Below are 22,161 nucleotides of genomic sequence, written 5' to 3'. Positions count from 1 at the left end.
AAGCCCTTCGGGCATCTTATAATTAAAAGCGCTTACATTAAAGCATTCAAAGGAGAATGACCATGAAAAGAAACAAATGGGGGGCCATGGGCCTGGCATCTCTGCTGCTCGCTTCACTCCTCGGCGGCTGCTCTTCCGGCAAATCCGCTTCGGACACCAGTACAAACGCCGGCAATGCCGCAAATGCAGAAGAGAAGGTGACGCTGCGCTTCAGCTGGTGGGGCGGCGAAGACCGCCATGCCGCAACGCTGGCCGCAATCGAGGCTTACAAGCAGGTTGAGCCGAGTGTAACCATTGAGGCAGAATATCAGGGCTTTGACGGCTACGAGCAGAAGATCAAGACCCAGCTTGCCGGCAAAACCTCGGCCGATATCATGCAACTTGATCTGCCGTGGCTGCAGGAGCTGACCAAGAAAGGCGATTTCTTCGTCGACTTGAAAGCGCAGCCGGAATTCGATGCTTCCGGTTTCGACCAGGGCTTCCTGGACAATTACGGCATGTATGACGGCAAGCTGGCCGCTGTGCCTACAGGCGTTAACACCTACTGCCTGATCATCAACAAGTCACTGGCCGATAAGCTGAATGTGGATTCCGCTGCCCAGTGGACCTGGGATTCCCTCCTTGAGGCCGGTAAGCAGTTGCATGCACAGGACAGCTCGAAATACCTCCTGCTGACCGACCATGCCGCACTGCGTCAGGATATGGTCACAATGCTAAAGCAGTGTACAGGCAAGCAGTGGGTCCAGGAGGATTACACGCTGGGCTTCAGCAAAGAGGATGCGGCGGCAAGCTTCGACTGGCTCTATCAGGCAATGCAGGCCGGTGTCTATCAGCCGCTGGGTGAAAGCGATCTGTTCTTCGGCAAAATCGATCAGAATCCGAAGTGGATCAATCAGGAGATTCCCATTGCTCCATCGATGAGCAGCATCCTGCCTTCCCTCAAGACTGTACTGCCGGAAGGCACCGAGGTTATTACCGCTCTTCCCGTAATTGCCAAAGATGCCAAGGACTCCGGCGTGCTGGTCAGACCTTCGCAGCTGTTCGCTGTCAGCAATGACAGCGCGCATAAGACCGAAGCCGTGAAGTTCCTGAGCTGGTTCATGAATGATCCCGGGGCGGCAGCCATTCTGGGGGATGTCCGCTCTGTACCACCGGTTAAGGCTTCACAGGAAGCAGCCGTTACAGCCGGCAAGATTGATGCCGCCATCACAAATGCCGTTGAGCTGGGCCTTAGCCATGCAGGACTAGTCGATAATGCCGTTGCCAATAACTCTGAAGTACAGAAAATCATGGACGATATCGTCCAGAAGGTTAGCTACGGCAAATCGAATGCAGAGCAGGCGGCGGATGAGCTGATTGCCAGCCTGACCTCCAAGCTGAAAGACCTACAAGACAGAGAATAACCGCCCCATAGGAAGGGAGAGAACCTGCTGTGTCTGTACCGCAATCCATTCTAAACAAGACACCGAAGTCCGGCCGGCGTAAAATCAAAGTTAGAAGAAACTATCAGTATGCTGGTTACCTGTACATCCTGCCCTGGCTGATCGGCCTGCTGATCTTTCAGTTGTATCCGTTTATTTCGTCCCTGTATTACTCCTTCACCGATTACAACATGGTCAGCGCCCCCAAGTGGGTCGGACTGGACAATTATCATAAAATCTTTACAGAAGATCCCGATTTCTATCAATCCCTGAAGGTAACCGGCATTTATGTACTGCTGGCTGTTCCGGTCAAGCTGGCCTTCGCCCTGTTCGTCGCCATGCTGCTCAGCGCCAAGCTGAAAGCGATCAACTTCTTCAGAACTGTCTATTATCTGCCCTCCATACTGGGAGGAAGTGTGGCAATCTCAGTCCTGTGGCGTTTCCTCTTCATGAAAGAGGGCGTCGTCAACAGCCTGTTGGCCCGGCTTCATCTTGGACCAGTCGACTGGCTCGGCAGTCCGGACATTGCCCTATACACACTGGGGCTACTCACTGTATGGCAGTTCGGCTCGTCCATGGTACTGTTTCTGGCCGGTATTCAGCAGATTCCTAATGATCTGTATGAAGCCGGTTCGATCGACGGCGCTTCCCGGTTCAGCATGTTCTTCCGCATTACCGTACCTATGCTGACTCCGATTGTGCTGTTTAACCTGGTGATGCAGATGGTCAATGCCTTCCAGGAATTCACAGGCGCTTTCGTCATTACCCATGGCGGACCGATGAAATCCACCTATCTATATGCGCTGAAGCTCTATGAGGAGGCCTTCACTTTCTTCAAGATGGGTTACGCCTCAGCGCTTTCATGGATATTGTTCTTAATCATCATGGCCGTCACCGCAGTAATCTTCAAATCATCCGGCGGCTGGGTACACTACGAGGACGGAGGGAAATAACAATGAGAGAACTGCAGCATGATTCGAAGAACTCCTGGCTTAACTATATTTTTCTGATTGTCCTCGGCCTCGTTATGGTGTACCCGCTAATCTGGCTGTTCACTTCTTCCTTCAAGACCAATGCCGATATCTTCGGCTCTAGCCGGCTGCTGCCGACGACTTATGTCTGGGATGCCTATAAGCTGGGCTGGCAGGGGACTGGGCAATATGGGTTTGAGGATTTCTTCGTCAATACGCTGAAGCTTGTCATTCCAACCGTCATCTTCACCATCGTGTCCAGCGTGCTGGTAGCCTACGGGTTCGCCCGGTTCAACTTCCCGCTGAAGACCCTGCTCTTCTCCGTCATGATCGCTACCCTGATGCTGCCGAACGCCTCCGTGATGATTCCGCGGTACATCCTGTTCAACAAGCTGGGCTGGCTGGATACGTATCTGCCGTTCATCATCCCCGCCGCCTTCGCCACCAGCGCATTCTTTATCTATCTGATGATCCAGTTCATCCGCGGGCTGCCGCGCGACCTTGATGAGGCGGCAACAATTGACGGCTGCAATTCCTTCACCGTGCTCACCCGGGTGCTGCTTCCGCTCTGCAAGCCGGCCATTTTCTCCGTCGGGATCTTTCAGTTCATGTGGACCTGGAATGACTTCTTCAACTCGATTATCTATATCAGCAGCGTGAGCAAATTCACCATATCCCTGGGACTGCGTCTCTCGCTGGATGCCTCCTCTGCCGTGTCGTGGAATCAAGTTCTGGCAATGTCGGTTGTCAGCATCGTTCCTTGCGTACTGCTCTTCTTCTTCTGCCAAAAGTATTTCGTCGAGGGCATCTCGACTACCGGACTTAAGGGATAGGCTGCAGCCGCACATTATATTACTGGTAACGCAAGGCCTGTACTTATGCATAAGAACCCATCCTCCGCCTGAACGCGGAGAATGGGTTCTTGTTTTATTTTTAGCTGATGTTCGGGACAGATACGCTTAAATGACCTTGTGCTGCAGCCACTTCTCGCCGAGGAAACGCCGTATGAAGATGAAGCCGCGTATCCCCCATTCACAGTTCATTGCCAGCCATACCCCGATAATGCCCATGTTCAGCACAATCCCCAGAATATATCCGAGTACTACACGGAACAGCCACATTGAGAGCATGGAAACAATCGAGGTGAACTTGGAATCACCCGCCGCTCTAAGCGCCGAAGGGGTAATGAAGCTGATCGACCATAATGGAATCTGGGCCAGCGAGTTAATCAGGAAGACAATGAAGATATCCCGGACAATCTCCTGCGGCGGATGGAACATCGATACCAGCGGATTGAATAACGGGAAGATCAGCAGTCCCATCAGTATAAAAGAGGCCGAAGACAGCCACAGGAAGGACTTCACGAATTTGCGTGCATCTTTGACATTGCGGCTTCCTATGCATTGACCGACCACCGTAATCAGCGTCAGGGACAGGGCATTCGCCGGAATCTGCATCACTCCCGCCAGCGTAGAACTGATCGCATTGGTAGCAATCGCATAGGTGCCCAGGCTGACGATGAAGATCTGCGTGAGAATCTTCCCGCCGTTGAAGAACATCTGCTCCGCCGCAAACGGCAGGCCGATCGACATAATTCTCCGAAGCATCGTCCAGTTCAGCACCAGCAGGTCACGGATCTTCACATGCAGGCTGCTGTCCAGCCGGAAGAGATAGATCAGCGAGCAGGCGGCCGCAAGATACCTCGATATATTAATGGCAATGGTCATTCCGAACACACCCATATGCAGCCCGTTAATGAAGACAAAGTTCAGCAGTACATAGGAGAAATTCATAATCAGTGACAGTACGAGCGATGCCCTCGTCCGCCCGATGCCGCGCAGCGCGCCGCATACCGCCTCCATCACAGCAATCCCCAGATAGGATAAGCTGCTGCCGATCAGATACGTCCGGGCATTGGACATCACCTCAGGCGAAGCCGCACCGAACAATAAATGCAGCAGTGGACCATGGAACACAATTCCGAATAATCCGATGCAAAAAGCCATCAAAGAAACGGAAGACACCGCTCCGGCGGTCGCCTTGGAGACCATAAGCTCGTTGCCGCTTCCCTTGTACTGGGCTACAACGACCGTGCCCCCTGTGGATACGGCGATGAACACACTGATCAGAAAAATATTCAGCGAATCTATCATATTCACCGCACTGATTGCCGCTACTCCAGAGGAACTGATCATTGCTGTATTGACGAGGTTCAGCCCGACCACGAAGGCCTGGTCCACCAATACAGGGAGGAATAACGCTATGATCTGGCGATAGTCAATGGATTCTCCGGAGAAATGCTTCTCAAGGAATCGCTGGCTGGGCTTCATACTGCTGCTGGGCTCCATTACAAATTCACTTCTCTTATGTTTAGACTTGTTGCGGCAAACTTCCGCAAAAATAAAAAAGGCCCTTCAGGAAGAAGAGCTTTCGCTTGCACTACGTATAAAGCTGTATGCGGTCAAGAGGACTCGAACCTCCACGATATTGCTATCACTGGCACCTGAAGCCAGCGCGTCTGCCAATTCCGCCATGACCGCAAAGAAAAGATTCAATGCGCCCTTCAGGAAGAAGAGCTTTCGCTTGCACTACGTATAAAGCTGTATGCGGTCAAGAGGACTCGAACCTCCACGATATTGCTATCACTGGCACCTGAAGCCAGCGCGTCTGCCAATTCCGCCATGACCGCAAAGAAAAGATTCAATGCAATGCAAGAATTAATATATCATGATTTTATCGGAAGAACAAGAGTTTTTTTATTTTTTTGTTCAAGATATTTATCATAGGAAGATATGCTGAACAAAGCGGAAATCAGGAACGGAGTACTTTAACAGCGGCTTACGACATGCATCCAGAGAAATCCTGTGCATCAACCTGCAGTTGATTTTTCCATCTCCGGGCCTATACTCCAATAAATGGTCATTTCAGGAGTTCAGATTATAATAGAGTTACGACGTCGAATGAATCTATGGGAGTGTATCAGGTATGGTCAGCAGCGAAAAAATCGGAAAACGGATAGCCACACTTCGCAAAACTAAAGGCCTGTCACAGGAGCAATTAGCGCAGCAGCTGCATGTCAGCACCCAGGCGGTATCCAAATGGGAAACCGGTAAATCCCTGCCGGAGACCGCGACCCTTCCCCTGCTATCCGCTGCATTAAGTCACTCGATCGACAGCATTCTGCTGCCTCAAGAGCTTGTGGTACTCTCAGCCATCTACACGGATGGCCAGCAGGAGCTGGATGTTACTCATTTCGTGAATCAATTTGTTACCTCGAACCGCCTAAGCTTAATTGCCGGGGATCAGGTCTTTCCCCAATCTTTAGAGGGTGACCGTCTAAAGCTGCTGCTCGTTACCTATGAGACCCCAGCGGGAATCTATTCAACTTATGTGCTGAAGGACCAGCTTTTGGTGATAGATGTTCATTCTACCGGCTATGTCTCCGGCAGCAATGAGCTGCAGATTCTTGAAGCCAATTACGGTAATGAACAGGCAAACCGCAGCGTCTTACAGAAAATGAAGCATTATGAGCATTTCCGGTGGAATTCTTTCACCGCCTCGCATGAGCTGTTTCCGAGTCTGATTGACAATGAAGGCAATGACTACCTGCTGCTGGTGTACCTGAATGGTCATGGCATTCATACTATTAGCTGTGCAGAAGGCGAACAGATTCATTACAGTCCGGACCGGGCCTCTCTCTGCCAAAGTGATCCTGCCGATCAGCAGTGCATTGTAGAGGGAATCAGCCGGCTGGGATTCGGCCGGGGAATGGACTGCTCCTGGGCAGGAGCAATGGCGCTCTCACTTGCCGCCAGAGGGATAGAGACAACCTATGAACGGGTTATGGGTTATTCAGGAGCATGCTGGAGGGTCGCTTTTGAACCGGTGTGGGATTACAGCTCTGCGGATGCGCTAGTCGTCTATGACCACTCCGTGCCAGCCTGCACGGCTTATGGAATACACGCCATCCAGGCCAACCGGCTGGAGCCGAAGCAGCGCGCAGCCGAGAAGCTGGCGATTCTCGAGGATATTCGTGCAGGCAGGCTGCCTATAGCCATTAATCTCAGGGTGGCACCTGAATGGGGAGTGATTACCGGATATTTGGAGGATGGCCTGACCCTGCTGTGCCGGAGTTATTTTGACGATGAGACCTTTGAAGTGCTTGAAGCAAACTCTGAATTCCAGATGTATATGGAGATAAGCAAGGGTTACCTTCATGTCGATCATTGGCCCTATAAGATTATCCGTCTTGGCGAACAGACCGCGCTCCCTTCTGCATTGGATAATCTGTATGCTTCCCTTCGGATTAAGCTGGATTCTATGCATATGGAGACCGAAGGCGGCAGCTGTTATACAGCCGGCTACAAGGCTCTGGAAGTATGGAGCGAGGGACTGCTGGACCATCAGTGGTATGCTGCAGCGGAGGATGAAGCGTACAGCCGCAGGCTCTCAGTCAACCACTTCTGCATGATGGCGCTGACCGATGCCAGAAGAAGTGCCGCCGCCTATTTGCAGGAATCTCTGCCTCTGGTGCAGGATCAGCGTAAGCTAACAGCCTTGTCGGAAATGGCCGGGGTATATGCTGAAATGGCTGCTCTGCTCGAAGACTTTTATAAGAATCTTCCCGATCCTGCTGTAGTCCGGAAGACAGGAGCCTCACCCCGACTTAGCTGGACGGCCCGGCAACGGGAAAAGCAGGCAGAGCTACTGACGCTGGTAGCGTCATTGGAGCGCCGGGGAGATACACTTGCAGAGACAGTGCTTGGCTTAACAGAGGATTGAACTGAAATGGCTCAAGGAGAAGCGCTGGGCGCTTCTCCTTGTTTGGGCGGCAGCCCGCGAATTAACCCAATTTACGGATCGGCCGCAGCACCGCATACCCGTACCCTTCGGGGAAATGGCGCTGATAGTCCTGCTTGACCTCTTCATCCCACGCATAGCCCATGGCCGCAGGATCATAATTCCAAGCCACTTCCTCTACGATACGCATCACCTGCCCATTGTCCTGCAAATAATCAAACGGCGGGTGAAAAAAGACCAGATACTCCGATTCCGGCACATCACGGCACTCCATACCCTCCGGTATTTCACCATCATAGTCTGCTGCAACAGGAATGCCGTACAGGTAACCCTTGCGCCCATCCTGATAGAACCAGCCTGCCGTCTGGCCCAGCTGCCCTGGAAGTGTATGATGCGACATGCTCTCCAGCGTTCCGGAGACCTCATCGCAGTCATGCCCGTTCTCCCAGAACCCGCCGTAATTGTTCGAGCCGATATCGCGGATGCCGATGAATTTATGCGCCGGTATGAACTCAAGCTTGATCTGTGCTTCCTGCAAATGCACTTGTCTCATCTTATCCCGCTCCCTGATCAGATATTGATAAGGGGAGAACACCTCGGCCCGAATGGCGAGCGGAATCGGCCGCGGGGCTTTGCGGTAGGCATGGGGAGTGACCTTGAAGGCTCTTAGAAACGCCCGTGAGAATGCCTCCTGTGAAGAAAAGCCGAACTTCACGGCAATATCAAGAATCCGCGTATCCGTATCCCTCAGCTCCAGGGCCGCCCGGCCGATTCTGCGCTGCCAGATGTAATCCCGCAGCGTCATCCCGGTCAAAGCATGAAACTGCTTGGTGCAATAATACGGCGAATATCCCAGCTGTTCAGACATCTTCGGCAGCGTGGGTGAAGCCGCAAGGTCTTCTTCGATCCAGTCAATCATGAGCTGAACCATCTCGTTCCATTCGTACAATGAGGTTCTCCTCCTTTCATCAAGAATCATAACAAAGAGCATTTCTCCGTATTTGATCTGAATTGCACTGCCCTTACGCCAGCACCGCCGGCTCCATCTTCCCGCCGATAATGATATGCCTCATTACACTATCTCTGCTGAACCCGTTCTTATCATAGAAGCGGATCGCTGCTTCATTCTCCTCGCTGACATCCAGCCCGATGCGCGTATAACTCAGACCTCTATAGGTCTCCGCCAGATAGGCAATCAACTTTCTGCCCGTTCCCCTGCTTCTCTCATCAGGGCGGATACAGATGTACTCCAGATGGAGGATGCCGGTCAGGACGTTTCTTCTAACAATTATGTATCCTATGAAAGAACCCTCGTCAAGGACGGCGGAGATATCATAATCACTGTTGCCGCTATCCTCTATTTCCGCTGTGATATCCTCTTGTGTCAAAGTAGCTCCCTGGAAGCCTTGATTATGCAGTTCAATAATCTGATCCAGCCACTCTGACTCAGGCTCTGTGACGGGCACAATGGACAGGTCCGCATAACTGCTGTTACCAGGCGGTGATGCAGTATCAATCGAATAATGATAGTGGGTTCTAACCTTCTCGGTACGATAGCGGGCGGCATATTCAATCAGCGGAACATTATCCGCACGGGTGAACAAGTGGATATACCGGATCGCCGCTGAGTCGGCGGCTTCGCTGAGATACCTGAATAACAGCTGGAGTTCATCCTCAGGGCGGGCGGAATAATAGGGTCCCCACACTTCTATATCCTCTTGTCCACCGCCTACGTCATAGGTGTCCAATATAATTGCACCCGTGATCTCCTCTCCCTCATACAACACGAAGCTTGCTTCTGCCATACCGTCACTCAGGTCATGAATAATATCATCAAGTGTGCTGCCCACGTACCCGCATTGCTGTCTTTCAGTATTACGGGCACAGATAAATGCCGCCAGACTCCGGATGTCGGTCAAATGGCTCTCCCCCTTGGATTAGGTTATAGAAATGGCAGATTATACCACTCTATATTGATATTACGATATTTTTATGGAAAATACAGCACGTGGTTGTTCAATTTATTTCCGGGAAACTCCATACCCGCACAAGCCGCCTCCCGGGTTCTGAGTAAAATATAGTAAATAGAACAATGAGGTGAGTGACGAATGGCAAATTCAACAAAAATCCGCAAGCGGGCACAGCAGTTGAAAGGCCGGCCGGTCTGCATTACTTTACACGATGGACGTTCATATGTAGGTTGGATAACAGACCTTAATAAAGAAGCAGTGATCCTCTCCAGAACAAGCACGCATCATAAACCTAAACGGAAATCGTCTTCAGGTGCCCGGAAAGCAGATGTCTCCGGCTTCATGCCTTTACTCGGATCGTTCATGGGCGGGGCAGGCGGAGCTGCAGGTATCGGAGGTCTGGGGAAATTCATGGGGATGTTCGGAATGGTGCAGAAGGCGATGCCTGTCATGAAGATGGGCTACAATATGATTAAGTCGATCCGGCCCTTCCTGGGCGGTCTCAAGGGCTTAATGGGCTAACGCTGTAACGGTGTAAGCAGAAACGGCAACGGCTGTGCGGTCCTTTTGGGGGCGCACAGCCGTTTTTTGCAGCAGCTTTTCTGCCAAAAAACAGGGGGACGTTGCCGGTTTATTTTTTGATCACATTGAAGTTATCTTCTATTAACAGCCAATTCTGCGGAAAAGGCAGCCCCAGCTTCCAATAGCTGATGCCCCGGAGATCCAGCTCCTTGATCAAATCGAACTTGGCCTGAATCGAGCGGGCATCTTCGAACCATACCTTATGCTGCCGGCCTGCGTCATCGGTGTAATCGAAATGCGGAGCCTGGGCTTTATAGTCGTACTGAATGGCGGCATTCCTGTTCCTCGCCAGATCAATTGCCGCCTGCGGGCTAAGTGCTTTGGCATACTCTCCGCCAGCCACATAAGGCAAAGTCCAATCGTAGCCGTACAGATTCTGGCCCATCATAATTTTGCCGGGGGGAATTTCACTGGCCGCATACGTCAGCACCTGACGCACCGGTCCTATAGGCGAAACGGCCATCGGCGGGCCTCCGCTGTATCCCCATTCGTAGGTCATAATAATGACAAAATCAGCAACCTGGCCATGCACTTTATAGTCATGCGCCGTATACCAGGCCCCGGTTTGGGAGGCACTGGTTTTGGGTGCAAGTGCGGTAGACAGCAGGAAACCCTCCTTGTGAATGATGTCCACTGCCTTGCGCAAAAAGGCATTATACGCTTCGCGGTCCTCCGGCCGGAGGAATTCCAGGTCAAAGTGGATATCTCTGAAATTCAGCCGCTTCGCCTCTGTCACAATGTTCTCCAGCAGCCGGTCCTGCACCGCTACATCATTCAGTATAATCCGGCCCAGCTCCGAGCTGAACTGAGCATCCTCCAGATTCGTGACGACCAGCATCAGCGTGACCCGGTTCTGCGCCGCGATTGAAGCCAGATTATCTAGCGGCGGCGCCTGCAGCGAGCCGTCCAGCTTAATCCGGAAACTAAACGGAGCCAGATACGTAAGCTCAGGGGCAGCTTCTGCGGCAGCATTCTGCAGCGCCTGGGAGACCGCTTCCCCCCTCGGCTCAATATAGGCATTCACTTCTGCCTGCCGCCTTGGCACAGGAGGTATGTACAGGCGGAACCCGGTCTGCAGCGGCTGGTTCAGCGTCAGCCCGTTCACTTCCGCCAGCTCACTGGCCTTCAGGCCGAACCTCTTCGCGATACTATAGAAGCTATCCCCCTGCTGAACCCAATAATACTGGCCTACGACCGGAATCACCAGCGTTTGTCCAATGACCAGCCTCCCTGGCGCAGACAACTGATTCGCCTCAGTTATCGTATCCATGTTCACGCCATAAGCATCAGCGATCCCATACAGCGTCTGTCCCGGCTGCACCACATGTATTTGCATCCTTCCATGCTCACCCCTTCATAGTAGCAGTTATACCCCTATTTTATTCGGGAGTGCTACAGGTATGCGGACGCAAAAAGGACACCCCGGAGGGTGTCCTGAAATTAAAAGCTGTTACACCTGTTTGAATTCAATCCACTCAATTTCTAGGCCGGGTTTGACGAAGTCCAGCTTCATTTCATACAGACCGGCTTCAAGTCCGATCTTGACCAGCTTCTGTCTGATCCATTTGCCTTCTGTCCCGTTCGTCTGAATGGTGGTCACTGGCTGTCCGTTCAGGGTCACGTTGCAGGCACTTTGGGCAAGCTCGGGTTCCGGGGACATGATGCTGACGAAGATCCGGTACTCACCAGCTTCATCCGCCTGGATATAGGTTGGTCCAGACACACTAGGTGCAACCTGTGCGTTCTGGCTCAACACCTGAACCTGCTCAACCACCAGGGAAGAGTCTGCCTTAAAGGTCTCGACAGCTTCTACAATCTCATGCTTTCTGGAGAAGACCGGTGCCTGCATGATGAATTCGCAAATGTTGATGGCCGAGCGCTGAAGCTCGCCACGGGTAAGCGTACCATTATCCAATGATTCGAGCGTATTGTCATCATAGGCGTTGACTTCCGCACCATAATTGGATACTACCATGTACAGATCGTTCTGTGCCCGGACCATCCAGTTCGTGTTCTTGCGGTCCGCAGTGCCTCCATTCACGACATCATTCATGATTGCCCACCAGTCGGTCATTACAATTCCCCGGAAGCCCCATTCACCGCGAAGCAGCGTGGTATTCAGATCATAGTTGGAAGCCGCCCAGTGACCGTTAACCGGATTATAGGAGGTCATGATTGAATTCGCACCGCCCTGCTTCACAGCGATTTCGAAGCCCTTCAGGTAAATCTCGCGCAGCGCGCGTTCGGACACGACAGCGTCGACCTTGCTGCGGTGCTTCTCCTGGTTGTTGCAGGCGAAATGCTTCAGCGTGGCATTGGAGCCGCCCTTCATAATACCGCGTGTGCACGCAGCAGCGAAGATCCCGGAGATCAGCGGGTCTTCAGAGAAATATTCGAAGTTACGCCCGTTCAGCGGACTGCGGCGGATATTAAGACCCGGTCCCAGCAAAGCATCCACCTGGTTGCGTAACAATTCCTGGCCTTCCATAACATACAGCTCTTCAACCAGCTCTGCGTTCCAGGTAGCGGCAAGCAGGGTTCCAATCGACACCTGGGTCGCCTTCTGTCCGCTGTCCATCCGGATACCGGATGGGCCGTCTGCAGTAGCCGCAACCGGAATGCCGTAACTGAACAGGCTGTCGCTGACTCCGCCGAAAGCCGAAGCCGTACCCGGCGTAACCAGCGGACTGCTCATTCCTTCGCCTCTGACAATGGCCGCCAGATCCTGGTCGCTGAGCTGGGCAATGAACGTATTCATGCTGACTTTACCTTCATGGACATCTCTCAACGTATGGCCCTGATTGCCGGTCTGTACCAGCGTCTCCGGAAGATTGCTTTCAATCCGCGCTGCCATATCTACCTTGCGTACCGGCACCTCAGCAGAGATCAGTTCATAAGAACCGTCTTCCTTCCGGACCCCCGGTTTCATTCTCTTGAAGCTCTCAGTCGGTGCCATCGCCTCTTGCAGCTGCTCTACAACCTTAAGCTCGCCTTGAACATAACCTGCTTGTCCATCTACGCTAACTTCTGCTACAGCTTTAACACTGGTTCCCACGTAGAAGCGGTAGGTTCCAGCTTCCAGTACATAAGCGGAAGGATGCCCTGTCACTCCGGCGTCATCATACGAAGCCAGAGAATGGAGCGGGAAGCTTACCGTAAGCTGCTGGGACTCTCCAGGCTCAAGCAGCTTGGTTTTAGCGAATGCCGCCAGCGCTTTGGCCGGTTTGCCAAGCTGTCCCTGCGGCGCTTCATAATACACCTGCACCACTTCTTTACCGGAGTAGGTATCTCCTGTATTGGTTACAGTTACACCGATCTGGATCTGTGGTTCACCCGCCTGGTCCACCAGCTTCGCTTCCTCCGGCGCAAGCTCAAAGGTGGTGTAGGATATGCCATAGCCGAATTCATACTGAACCATATCCGGACAGAAGGTCTCGAAATAACGGTATCCTACATAGATATCTTCCTCATACAAGTTCTTGAACTCATTGCCGTAGTTGCTTGTGGACGGGTAATCCTCAATGGAATACGCGATCGTATCCGTCAGCTTGCCGCTTGGCGTCACCTCTCCGGCCAGTACATCAGCAATCGCATTGCCGCCTTCCATACCGCCATGCCAGGAATAGATCACAGCAGAGATAGGATGTACATATCCGGCATCGTTAACCCAGCTCATATCCATAATATTGGAGACATTAAGCACAACAACAGTCTGTTCAAAATGAGCCGTAACCTGCGTAAGCATAGCCTTCTCATCTTCCGTCAACCGGTAGCTTCCCGGTGCATCGGCATTGTCCTGATCCTCACCGGCGGTACGTCCAATCACCACAACGGCCTTGCCCGACTGGCTTCTTGCTTTCTTCACCAGCTCATCCGTAAGCGGCATTTCCTTCTGGTTCCACGGCTCAGCCGCCCATACTTTTCCGCCGTCGTCAAACGGGTTAAGTCCGATCCATTCCTCATACACTGCTGCCAGATCTTCATTGACGCTAATGTTCTTCTTGCTGCGCAGACCGTCGAGCAGGTTAGTCGTATATGCAACATGAACACTTCCGCCTGATCCTGTACCGCTGCGGTAGTAATTCACTTGTATTCTGCCAAAAATGGCAACGCTCTCGCCGTTTCCAAGCGGAAGCACCTGCCCCTCATTCTTAAGCAACACCGTGCCCTCTGCGGCCACTACCCGGCTAAATTCTGCAAAACCCTCTAACGGCACTCCGATATTCTGTGTACTCAATTGGTTTCCTCCTGTTTGTTCGTTTCCCAACGTGTATTGATTCTATAGATAGCGCCCTCCCTTACGGGATTCCCGTTATCTTGAACCTTTGTTGTCATCTATATAGCATATCCTTCTAAGAATAAAAGCTACAGCCCTAATATACAAGCTCTGCAGCTTAAAAAGCAAAACCGGGCAGCCGCATTCCCTTCGCCCGGAACCCCTCTTAAATAAAAAAGACACCTGTGCGGGTGTCTTCAAATGTTCTCGCATATGATTCGTTTCACCCGGGGAATTTACGGACCTTCTATTTATTTGCGGCGGCGGCTCTTCATCATACGGTTATACATTACAAGAGCGGCAACAACCATACCAAGCATGGCAACGCTGCTTGCCGATTCCTGCGACATCCCAAACATAAGACAAATACTTGAAACCAAGGTTCTCGTAAGCAACGCAACCGCAATCAGCATGATTGGCCGCCAAATGTTGTATCCTCTCATTCCCAGCAACACTCCTAACCCAATTTTCAGAAACAGTATAGTTCTAAATGCTATGAACCATTAAAAACTATTATAGCATAATAAGGAATGCGCATACATTCTGCACGGTAACCGGCACTTAGTGAAGCCCTTTGACAAGAACATACGTTCGGTATATACTTCCTCTATGAGGGGGGTTGTGATCGTGGATGTTATGGAGAAACTTGAGATTCTAACCGCTTCAGCCAAATATGATGTAGCCTGCACTTCAAGCGGTTCAGACCGTAAAGGCCAGGCCGGAAGTTTGGGCAGTACCGCTGCAATGGGCATCTGCCACAGCTTCGCGGCGGACGGACGCTGCATTTCGCTGCTGAAGGTGCTTATGACCAATGCCTGTGTATATGATTGTGCATATTGCATTAACCGCAAATCTAATCCCGTCCGCCGGGCGGCTTTTACACCCGAAGAGATCGCGGACCTTACCATGCAATTCTACCGCCGCAACTACATAGAAGGACTATTCCTCAGCTCAGGGATTATGCGCAATCCGGATTATACAACCGAGCAGCTGATAGCGGCACTGGAGCTGCTGCAGAATGTGTATCATTTCAACGGCTATATTCATGTAAAAGCGATTCCCGGAGCTGACGACGCCCTGCTGTCCAGACTCGGACTGCTCGCTGACCGTATGAGCGTCAATATCGAGCTGCCCTCGCAGGAGAGTCTCGGGATACTCGCTCCTGATAAGAGCAAGATTTCCATCCTGAAGCCGATGGCGCTGATCAAAGACCGGATTACGGAGAACAGCTCCGATATTGTTAAATACAATCACGCTCCACGCTTCGCTCCCGCCGGCCAGAGCACGCAGATGATTGTGGGCGCCTCGCCCGATACGGATTACCAAATTCTGAATCTAACGGAGGGCTTGTACCGGAAGTACGCATTGAAGCGCGTGTTTTTCTCTGCCTATACCCCGGTGATCGAGGATTCGCTGCTGCCCTCTTTGGACACCAAACCGCCGCTGCTGCGGGAGCACCGGCTCTATCAGGCTGATTGGCTGCTGCGCTTCTACGGCTTTCAGGCAAGCGAATTATTGGATGAAGCAGTACCCAACTTCAATCCGCTGCTTGATCCGAAATGCAGCTGGGCCGTTAACCACCGGGAGCAGTTCCCGGTTGAGATCAACCGCGCACCGTATGAAATGCTGCTGCGTGTACCCGGTATCGGCGTAAGGAGCGCACAGCGGATAGTCAAGGCAAGACGGGCAGGAACACTGGATTTCCAGGCACTCAAGAAACTGGGTGTCGTGCTCAAGCGTGCCCAATTCTTCATCACCTGCAAGGGCAAACCGCTGGAAGGGCTGAAAGTCAGTGAACATACCCTGCTTCGTTCACTGATGTCCGGCCAACAGCTGGCCCCTTTCCAGCCCCCGCAATACGAGCAGATGACGCTGTTCGAGGACCATAACCTGGCTGCCTTGCCGGCAGCAGAAGGATGGGCCGGGTTCAAGAAAGGAGCGGAAGCCTGATGTTCAAGCCGTCCGCTCTGGCTTATACCTATGATGGCAGCTTCGAGGGCCTGCTGTGCTGTGTATTTGAGAGCTATACCTGGAAGGAGATTCCGCTTGCTGTGCATTCAGAAGGTCAGGAGCAGGGCCTGCTGCTGGAATCGAAGTGGATCGAAACCGACCATGCCAAAGCGGAGAGAGTACTGAAGTCTATCCCGCTCCGGATCAGCCCTGAAGCCGAGGAACTGGTCCGTCTGGGGTTCTGGTCATGTACGCCGGAGAAGGAAATGCTGCTGCTGAACTTCCTGTATCTCGGCTTCAAGCATGGCCGCAAGGTAATGAACATGCTTGCCGATGACACGGTCAATGCCCTAATGAAGGCCGTTCAGCAGCTTCGGCGGGAAGGTCATCTGTATCTGGGATTTGTCCGCTTCTCCGTATACGGTCCGGTCATGGCTGCTGTCATTGAGCCGCAGGGATACATCCTTCCTGTGATTCAGGAGCATTTCTGCGACCGGTTTCAGAATGAGAGCTTCATGATCTACGATCAGACCCACGAGGCGGCGCTGATTCACGAACCCGGACGGGAGGCTATCATACCGCTAAGCGGATGGCTTGCACCAGAGCCGGATGAAGCAGAAGAAGCCTATCGCCGCTTATGGACAGGCTTCTATCATGCGATCGGGATTAAAGAACGACGCAACGACCGCCTGCGATCCTCGCTGATGCCCAAGCGGTACTGGAAGCATATGGTTGAGATGAACGGCAGCAATGGCGTCCCTGCACTCGCTGCTGCGCAGCGGAAGAAGGCGTTACAGCCGGAGCCGCCGAAGACAATCGACCCGCTCCCGGCTTCACTCAGACAAACAAATACTCATACTTAAAGGGTAATTCCATTTTCCATTTCATTTGATCGCCTTTACTGCTGCTGATAAAGGTTTGCCGGAACTCCTTGTTCACTTGCATAACGGGGATGGACATCCGCACATTTCAGCTCCTCACCGGAGAATCTAATCCATACATAATCATCATACAGAACGCCATGCGTCTTTTTCACAATATCGGTAGGAACATATTCTTGCAGCCCCAAGGATTGCAGTATTTTATCGATGTGATGCCGGGTACGTGGTACACAGCGGGATTCGAAATAGTCGAGCACATCGCCCACATGAACCTTTGATTTACCCGGAAAAGGTAAGAAAACAGGTTCTACCTTATCATCCTGCCAGACATCAACGGTCTGATTCAAATAATCCAGTTTCACTTTGGCAATTACCCGGTCATGCTCTAACACCTCAAACTGAAGAGGAGGAGCTATGAACCTATTCATTTTCTTCATCTGCAGCCTCCTGATTATCCAAAATATTAGTAGTCTAACTTTACACTAGTATAGACTAAAAACCGCGGTAAATCCTTCATTCGTCAAAGGTTCCGATCGTTCGAGAACCCAGGATCTTTTTTGACAAAGCGCACACTAACAAGCATACTCGGCAGCTTCATATTACCCAGCACAAAGGGAGTGCCCCGCAGTCATTATCATGACCACCCGGAGCACTCCCTTCTTGAGAGCTTACTATAATTAATTCACATTACACGTCTGAATATTAATTAGTTCAAAGCCTTCCATACCCAGTTCTCAACCTCTGGAAGATCGATGCCTTCTTCACGGATGTACTGGTTATGTTTCTTCACCATGGCATCCATTTCATCAGCAATCGCCTGATATTTGCCGGCCTCCGGCAAGCTCAGCACAGCTTCCTTCGTGAGGTCGAAGCGGTCCATCTGGTTGAGTACACGCATATCGAACGGTGTAGTGATGTCGCCATTCTCGCGGTATCCATGTACGTGCAGGTTATGGTTGTGGCGGTCGAAGAACAGGTCTTTGATCAGGCCTTCATAGCCGTGGAATGCGAAGATGACCGGTTTATCCTTTGTGAAAAATTGATCAAACTCCTCGTCAGATAAGCCACGCGGATCGAGCTTTTGGCTTCTCAGCTTCAGCAGATCTACCACGTTGATATAGCGGATTTTCAGCTCAGGCAGCTTCTCATGCAGAATCGAAATTGCGGCCAGGCTTTCCATGGTTGGTTCTGTACCCGACGAAGCAATAACCACATCCGGCTCTCCGCCCTTGTCGGTGCTTGCCCAGTCAATGATTTTGAGGCCTTTGTCCACCAGTTCCTGAGCTTCATCTGCCGAGAACCACTGCGGACGCGGGTGCTTGGACGATACAATCAGGTTGATCTTCTGACGGTCATTCAGAATGGTGTCGAAGACGGCCAGCAGGGAATTGGCATCCGCCGGCAGATACTCACGGATAAATTCCGGCTTCTTATCAGCCAGGTGACCCAGCAGTCCCGGATCTTGGTGAGTATAACCGTTATGATCCTGCTGGAATACAGTTGATGTTGCAATAACGTTCAAGGATGGGATATCTGCGCGCCAAGTTTGATCCGTAGCCTTGCGCAGCCACTTGAAGTGCTGGGTAATCATCGAATCAACCACGCGCAGGAACGCTTCATAGCTGGCAAAGAAGCCGTGGCGTCCGGTCAATACATAACCTTCCAGGAAGCCTTCCGCCTGATGCTCGGATAATTGGGAATCAATAACACGGCCGTAAGGAGCCAGGAATTCATCCTGCGGTTCCTGGATGGAATCCATCCACTGGCGTTTCGTTACCTCAAACACAGGTCCCAGACGGTTCGACATCGTTTCATCCGGTCCGAAAATTCTGAAGTTGCGGTTCTCTTCATTGAGCGTTACAACCTCTTTCAGGTATTTGCCCAGAACAGCCATATCTTGCGCAATTACTTGACCCGGAACGGAATTATCCAGTGCATAGTTGCGGAAATTCGGCTTGTGCAGATCTTTGATCAGGTTACCGGCATTAGTTACAGGGTTCATCCCCATACGTCTGTTGCCTACAGGCAGAATCTCAGCCAGATCCGCGTTCAAACGGCCATTCTCATCAAATAATTCTTCAGGTCTGTAGCTGTTCAGCCATTCGAGCAATGCAGGCGCATGCTTCATGTTCTTCTGATCTACCGGAATCGGCACCTGATGGGCACGGAAGGAGCCTTCATTCGGCACGCCGTCCCACGCTTTCGGACCGGTCCAGCCTTTAGGCGTACGGAAGACCAGCATCGGCCAAGCAGGGCGTGTGGTGTCGTTATTTTCACGAGCATTCTTCTGAATCGCTGCGATCTTCTCAATGATGGTGTCCAGAACCTTAGCCATTTCCGGGTGCATCAGATCAGGGTTCTCGCCTTCCACGAAGAACGGCTCCCAGCCGCTTCCTGCAAAATAAGCGGTTAACTCTTCTCTGGACATCCGGGACAGAATGGTCGGGTTGCTGATCTTGAAGCCGTTCAAATGCAGAATCGGCAGCACCGCACCATCTGTAATCGGGTTAATGAACCGGTTGGAGAACCAGGAAGCCGCCAGAGGACCGGTTTCTGCTTCGCCGTCACCTACAACAACTGCCGAGATCAGGTTCGGATTATCCAGAACTGCGCCCACACTGTGAGACAAGGAGTAACCCAGCTCGCCGCCCTCATGAATCGATCCTGGTGTTTCTGGAGCAGCATGGGAAGCCACTCCGCCCGGGAATGAGAACTGTTTGAACAATTTCTTCAGTCCAGGGATATCTTGAGTGATCTGCGGGTAGATCTCAGTGTAGCTTCCATCCAGATAGGAGTTCGATACCATAACCTGACCGCCGTGGCCCGGACCTTCAATATAGAACATATCCAAATCATATTTAGTAATTACGCGGTTCAGATGCGCATAGATAAAGTTCTGCCCAGGGATTGTGCCCCAGTGTCCGATCGGCTTCACTTTTACGTCTGCGTCCTTCAAAGGTTCTCTTAACAACGGGTTATCCTTCAAATAGAGCTGACCCACGGAGATGTAGTTAGTTGCGCGCCAGTAGGCGTCAAGCTTTGCCAAATAAGTTTTAGAAGAATAATCCACCTGTGCGATTGATAATCCCATTTCTTCCACTCCCTAATTTTTATCTTTGTATTTTGAATGTATCACTTCTACAGTTACATCATACTCCTGCATTTAATAAATTCAATCTTTTTAGCAATTGATACGGTCCAATATTGTGAAATTTTGAACATAGTATGAAATCGGGAGCAATAAATTTATATATAACCTTCATTTTATGATTTATGTAAATAAATTCTAATTAAATTTTCAATGAAAAAACTGCTAAAGCTTCTCCCTTCTGGACATCGCCATTCCAAATACGGTATCATTTGGTGGGAATTACTTACAAATTTAAATTATAAGCATATCAGCCAGCTGCTATCAGGAAGGAGAACAGAATATTCGTGAGAACTTCATCCACCCCCTCCCGATCCCGTATTACGGTAAAAGTGACCCTTACAGGACTTATCCTTCTTGCCGTAATCGGTCTGTGCCTTTGGACAGGGTTCGGTTTATTATTTGCCAAAAGCGGATACCTTTATCAAAAAGGAATCCTCCGGGCCTTAAATTCAACCTATCAATCTGAATTTGTTATCGTGTCTAAAGAAGGATTAAATGAGGACGGGTATCAGGTGTTTAAGGCATCGCCGGCGAATGACCGCAGCTTGGTATTTACGGTAAGCCGCACCAACGGCCATGTGGATGGCGGTCTTCCACTTAGGAGACAGCTCAGCAACAATTATGAGGAAACCGCTCAAAAAAAGTATTATCCTCTTCTGGTTAAGAAATATTTTGGCATTGAGCTGCAGGATATTCCTATGTCTGTTTATCGGGGAACCCGTTCGTCCCGGGAGATATCTGATGAAAATTACGTAGCGGTGAACCGGGCGAATCTGGACGAGATCGCTTCCAAAGCCAAAGCATTCTTCAGTGAAGCAGAAAGCCATCGTCTAAAACAACTTTTTCTCCGCTTTGAAGATGACTTGGGCGTTTCCTCCGAAGATGCAGGCATAGCTACTCAGCGGCTTGAATTGCCGGGCTTTGATTTTAAAGTAGGAGAGCACTGGAAAAAAGGATTCCGGCTTTTGAGTGAAGAGGAGCTTAAACAGAAAATCGTAAGTCAGGCTGGACGGGGGATTGCCGATCGGGTGGCCTATACTTTTGATACAGAATATCCGGACTTCAGCGGAAATTTCGCAATAAAGTTTACAGGGAATGATCTGAACAGCTTTGAAGCCTATGTGTCCGCCCACACAATAACAGTAGAGAAAAGGGAAGATGCTCTTGCTGAAATTTATGAGGCCTACACCAGGGTGATTATGTTTATCCCTAAGCTGCCTCTTAACATGACCGCTTTTCACCTGAAGTACGAAACCAACACGGAGACAGAGTCAGTACCCCTCAAGAAAGAAGAGATAAGCAAAAAGACCGGGAAATTCCCCGGCCTTTTTCGTTAATGAACAGACACGAACGTGTTGAATTTCAGATACTGGTAATGGAAGCGCATATGCGAGAATTCAAACGGCGTCCCGTTATCCAGGAAGAAGATCCCTTCCATGATTCCAACAGGCTCATTCTCCTTCAAGTGGAGCAATTCCTGATCACTTTGCAGGGAAGGCTCGGCAAAAATAGATAAAAAGGATTTGGTAACCGCCAGATTGCGTGACTCCTCCAGATAATGAAAGATCGATCCTTCGATAATCGCCATATCGAGATCCTGTACGATTTTAATCGGAATATATCCGGTCTCAATCATAAAGGGCTCCTCATCAAACAGGCGCAGGCGGACAATCTTATATACGAAATCATGAGGCTGCAAGAACAAATCACGCTGAAGCTCTTCCGTGGGCCGAATAACCTCGAAGTTCAGTACTTTGATCTCGGGCTTCTTGCCATGCATTTGAAAGTTGTCGGAGACCCCCAGATTAGAGCCCTCGTAATTAAAAATCGAATCGTTTTTTATGTACAGCGGGTTAATAAAGGTTCCCGATCCGCGTTTCTTGAAAATAATGCCGTAACTCTCCATCTTGGTCAGCGCACGCTTAATGGTACTGCGGCTAACCTGATACGTTTCACTGAGACTACGCTCATCCGGCAATCTCATATCAGCAAACCGTTCCGCAAAAATCTTCATTTTGAGGTCATCAATAATTTGCTTATAGACAAATTGTGTCATGTAGTACTCCTTCGTCGGGTCGAGCCTAAACTTCAATATTAAATATATCATATTAGGATGAATGATAGCGTTCAAATTTCAAACCTGAAACCCCGCCTGTCAA

At 50.9% G+C, this 22,161-nt stretch carries 17 protein-coding genes and 2 tRNA genes; 8 read left to right on the top strand and 11 right to left on the bottom strand.

The window, feature by feature from the left end:
* Positions 1 to 62 precede the first annotated feature (62 nt).
* Genes QW71_RS09985 through QW71_RS09975 form a run of 3 tightly spaced genes read left to right on the top strand, consistent with a single transcriptional unit; the run spans position 63 to position 3,225 of the window.
* Positions 63 to 1,403 (top strand): ABC transporter substrate-binding protein, encoded by a 1,341-nt coding sequence (locus tag QW71_RS09985; RefSeq protein ID WP_039296906.1) that lies wholly within the window; start codon positions 63 to 65, stop codon positions 1,401 to 1,403.
* A gap of 29 nt (positions 1,404 to 1,432) precedes the next feature.
* Complete coding sequence (locus tag QW71_RS09980) at positions 1,433 to 2,374, top strand: carbohydrate ABC transporter permease (protein WP_083442490.1); 942 nt, start codon at positions 1,433 to 1,435, stop codon at positions 2,372 to 2,374.
* A gap of 2 nt (positions 2,375 to 2,376) precedes the next feature.
* A complete protein-coding gene (locus QW71_RS09975) occupies positions 2,377 to 3,225 on the top strand; it encodes a carbohydrate ABC transporter permease (RefSeq protein ID WP_200905907.1) in 849 nt (282 codons plus the stop codon).
* Positions 3,226 to 3,351: 126 nt separating this feature from the next.
* Here QW71_RS09975 and QW71_RS09970 read toward each other — a convergent pair whose 3' ends face one another.
* From QW71_RS09970 to QW71_RS09960, 3 genes are all read right to left on the bottom strand, one after another.
* Positions 3,352 to 4,740 (bottom strand): MATE family efflux transporter, encoded by a 1,389-nt coding sequence (locus QW71_RS09970; RefSeq protein ID WP_083442489.1) that lies wholly within the window; start codon positions 4,738 to 4,740, stop codon positions 3,352 to 3,354.
* A 108-nt stretch (positions 4,741 to 4,848) separates the two neighbouring features.
* A tRNA-Leu gene (locus QW71_RS09965) sits at positions 4,849 to 4,932 on the bottom strand.
* Between the two features lie 65 nt (positions 4,933 to 4,997).
* A tRNA-Leu gene (locus tag QW71_RS09960) sits at positions 4,998 to 5,081 on the bottom strand.
* A gap of 296 nt (positions 5,082 to 5,377) precedes the next feature.
* Between QW71_RS09960 and QW71_RS37890 the strand changes: the two genes are divergently transcribed.
* Positions 5,378 to 7,174 (top strand): helix-turn-helix domain-containing protein, encoded by a 1,797-nt coding sequence (locus tag QW71_RS37890; RefSeq protein WP_052769958.1) that lies wholly within the window; start codon positions 5,378 to 5,380, stop codon positions 7,172 to 7,174.
* A 61-nt stretch (positions 7,175 to 7,235) separates the two neighbouring features.
* Here the strand turns inward: QW71_RS37890 and QW71_RS09950 are convergent, their stop codons facing one another.
* Positions 7,236 to 8,141: an AraC family transcriptional regulator gene (locus tag QW71_RS09950; protein ID WP_039296903.1), complete on the bottom strand. Its 906-nt coding sequence runs from the start codon at positions 8,139 to 8,141 to the stop codon at positions 7,236 to 7,238.
* A gap of 73 nt (positions 8,142 to 8,214) precedes the next feature.
* On the bottom strand, positions 8,215 to 9,111 hold the full coding sequence (locus tag QW71_RS37885; protein ID WP_039296900.1) for an N-acetyltransferase: 897 nt from the start codon (positions 9,109 to 9,111) through the stop codon (positions 8,215 to 8,217).
* Positions 9,112 to 9,300: 189 nt separating this feature from the next.
* Between QW71_RS37885 and QW71_RS09940 the strand changes: the two genes are divergently transcribed.
* Complete coding sequence (locus tag QW71_RS09940; protein WP_039296898.1) at positions 9,301 to 9,684, top strand: hypothetical protein; 384 nt, start codon at positions 9,301 to 9,303, stop codon at positions 9,682 to 9,684.
* Between the two features lie 109 nt (positions 9,685 to 9,793).
* Here the strand turns inward: QW71_RS09940 and QW71_RS09935 are convergent, their stop codons facing one another.
* The 3 genes from QW71_RS09935 to QW71_RS09925 all read right to left on the bottom strand — a co-directional run bounded on the left by QW71_RS09935 (position 9,794) and on the right by QW71_RS09925 (position 14,463).
* Positions 9,794 to 11,080, bottom strand: coding sequence for a glycoside hydrolase family 18 protein (locus QW71_RS09935; RefSeq protein ID WP_039296897.1), 1,287 nt, complete (start codon positions 11,078 to 11,080; stop codon positions 9,794 to 9,796).
* 114 nt (positions 11,081 to 11,194) lie between these two features.
* Positions 11,195 to 13,981 carry a glycoside hydrolase family 3 C-terminal domain-containing protein gene (locus QW71_RS09930; protein WP_039296895.1) on the bottom strand — a complete coding sequence of 929 codons (2,787 nt, stop codon included), beginning with the start codon at positions 13,979 to 13,981 and terminating at the stop codon, positions 11,195 to 11,197.
* A gap of 290 nt (positions 13,982 to 14,271) precedes the next feature.
* On the bottom strand, positions 14,272 to 14,463 hold the full coding sequence (locus tag QW71_RS09925) for a hypothetical protein (protein ID WP_039296893.1): 192 nt from the start codon (positions 14,461 to 14,463) through the stop codon (positions 14,272 to 14,274).
* Positions 14,464 to 14,656: 193 nt separating this feature from the next.
* Between QW71_RS09925 and QW71_RS09920 the strand changes: the two genes are divergently transcribed.
* Entirely contained in the window at positions 14,657 to 15,970 is a 1,314-nt protein-coding gene (locus QW71_RS09920) for a putative DNA modification/repair radical SAM protein (RefSeq protein ID WP_235441437.1), read from the top strand.
* The gene (locus QW71_RS09915; protein WP_083442488.1) at positions 15,970 to 16,833 is read left to right on the top strand and encodes a TIGR03915 family putative DNA repair protein; all 864 of its coding nucleotides are present in this window, start codon (positions 15,970 to 15,972) and stop codon (positions 16,831 to 16,833) included. Before QW71_RS09920 ends, QW71_RS09915 begins: the two co-directional genes overlap by 1 nt.
* A gap of 35 nt (positions 16,834 to 16,868) precedes the next feature.
* Here QW71_RS09915 and QW71_RS37880 read toward each other — a convergent pair whose 3' ends face one another.
* Together QW71_RS37880 and QW71_RS09905 are read right to left on the bottom strand one after the other, a co-directional pair.
* Positions 16,869 to 17,288, bottom strand: coding sequence for a hypothetical protein (locus QW71_RS37880; RefSeq protein WP_052769957.1), 420 nt, complete (start codon positions 17,286 to 17,288; stop codon positions 16,869 to 16,871).
* Positions 17,289 to 17,557: 269 nt separating this feature from the next.
* Complete coding sequence (locus QW71_RS09905) at positions 17,558 to 19,942, bottom strand: phosphoketolase (RefSeq protein WP_039296889.1); 2,385 nt, start codon at positions 19,940 to 19,942, stop codon at positions 17,558 to 17,560.
* Positions 19,943 to 20,286: 344 nt separating this feature from the next.
* Between QW71_RS09905 and QW71_RS09900 the strand changes: the two genes are divergently transcribed.
* Positions 20,287 to 21,339, top strand: coding sequence for a hypothetical protein (locus QW71_RS09900; protein WP_039296887.1), 1,053 nt, complete (start codon positions 20,287 to 20,289; stop codon positions 21,337 to 21,339).
* On the opposite strand, the gene QW71_RS09895 is transcribed toward QW71_RS09900, so the two are convergent.
* On the bottom strand, positions 21,336 to 22,058 hold the full coding sequence (locus QW71_RS09895; protein ID WP_039296885.1) for a GntR family transcriptional regulator: 723 nt from the start codon (positions 22,056 to 22,058) through the stop codon (positions 21,336 to 21,338). The genes QW71_RS09900 and QW71_RS09895 overlap by 4 nt on opposite strands.
* Between the last annotated feature and the right edge of the window lie 103 nt (positions 22,059 to 22,161).

The sequence above is a fragment of the Paenibacillus sp. IHB B 3415 genome (assembly GCF_000802655.2).
GTDB lineage: Bacteria > Bacillota > Bacilli > Paenibacillales > Paenibacillaceae > Paenibacillus_AQ > Paenibacillus_AQ phytohabitans.
The sequence above is the reverse complement of the archived record's forward strand: the minus strand, read 5'-3'. Positions and strand labels throughout refer to the sequence as shown.

Coding starts and splice junctions, on each gene's coding strand:
- QW71_RS09915 (WP_083442488.1), top strand. CDS start 15,970: ATGTTCAAGCCGTCCGCTCTGGCTTATACCTATGATGGCAGCTTCGAG.
- QW71_RS09970 (WP_083442489.1), bottom strand. CDS start 4,740: ATGGAGCCCAGCAGCAGTATGAAGCCCAGCCAGCGATTCCTTGAGAAG.
- QW71_RS09925 (WP_039296893.1), bottom strand. CDS start 14,463: ATGAGAGGATACAACATTTGGCGGCCAATCATGCTGATTGCGGTTGCG.
- QW71_RS09895 (WP_039296885.1), bottom strand. CDS start 22,058: ATGACACAATTTGTCTATAAGCAAATTATTGATGACCTCAAAATGAAG.
- QW71_RS37890 (WP_052769958.1), top strand. CDS start 5,378: ATGGTCAGCAGCGAAAAAATCGGAAAACGGATAGCCACACTTCGCAAA.
- QW71_RS09920 (WP_235441437.1), top strand. CDS start 14,657: ATGGAGAAACTTGAGATTCTAACCGCTTCAGCCAAATATGATGTAGCC.
- QW71_RS09975 (WP_200905907.1), top strand. CDS start 2,377: ATGAGAGAACTGCAGCATGATTCGAAGAACTCCTGGCTTAACTATATT.
- QW71_RS37880 (WP_052769957.1), bottom strand. CDS start 17,288: ATGAAGAAAATGAATAGGTTCATAGCTCCTCCTCTTCAGTTTGAGGTG.
- QW71_RS09905 (WP_039296889.1), bottom strand. CDS start 19,942: ATGGGATTATCAATCGCACAGGTGGATTATTCTTCTAAAACTTATTTG.
- QW71_RS09985 (WP_039296906.1), top strand. CDS start 63: ATGAAAAGAAACAAATGGGGGGCCATGGGCCTGGCATCTCTGCTGCTC.
- QW71_RS09940 (WP_039296898.1), top strand. CDS start 9,301: ATGGCAAATTCAACAAAAATCCGCAAGCGGGCACAGCAGTTGAAAGGC.
- QW71_RS09935 (WP_039296897.1), bottom strand. CDS start 11,080: ATGCAAATACATGTGGTGCAGCCGGGACAGACGCTGTATGGGATCGCT.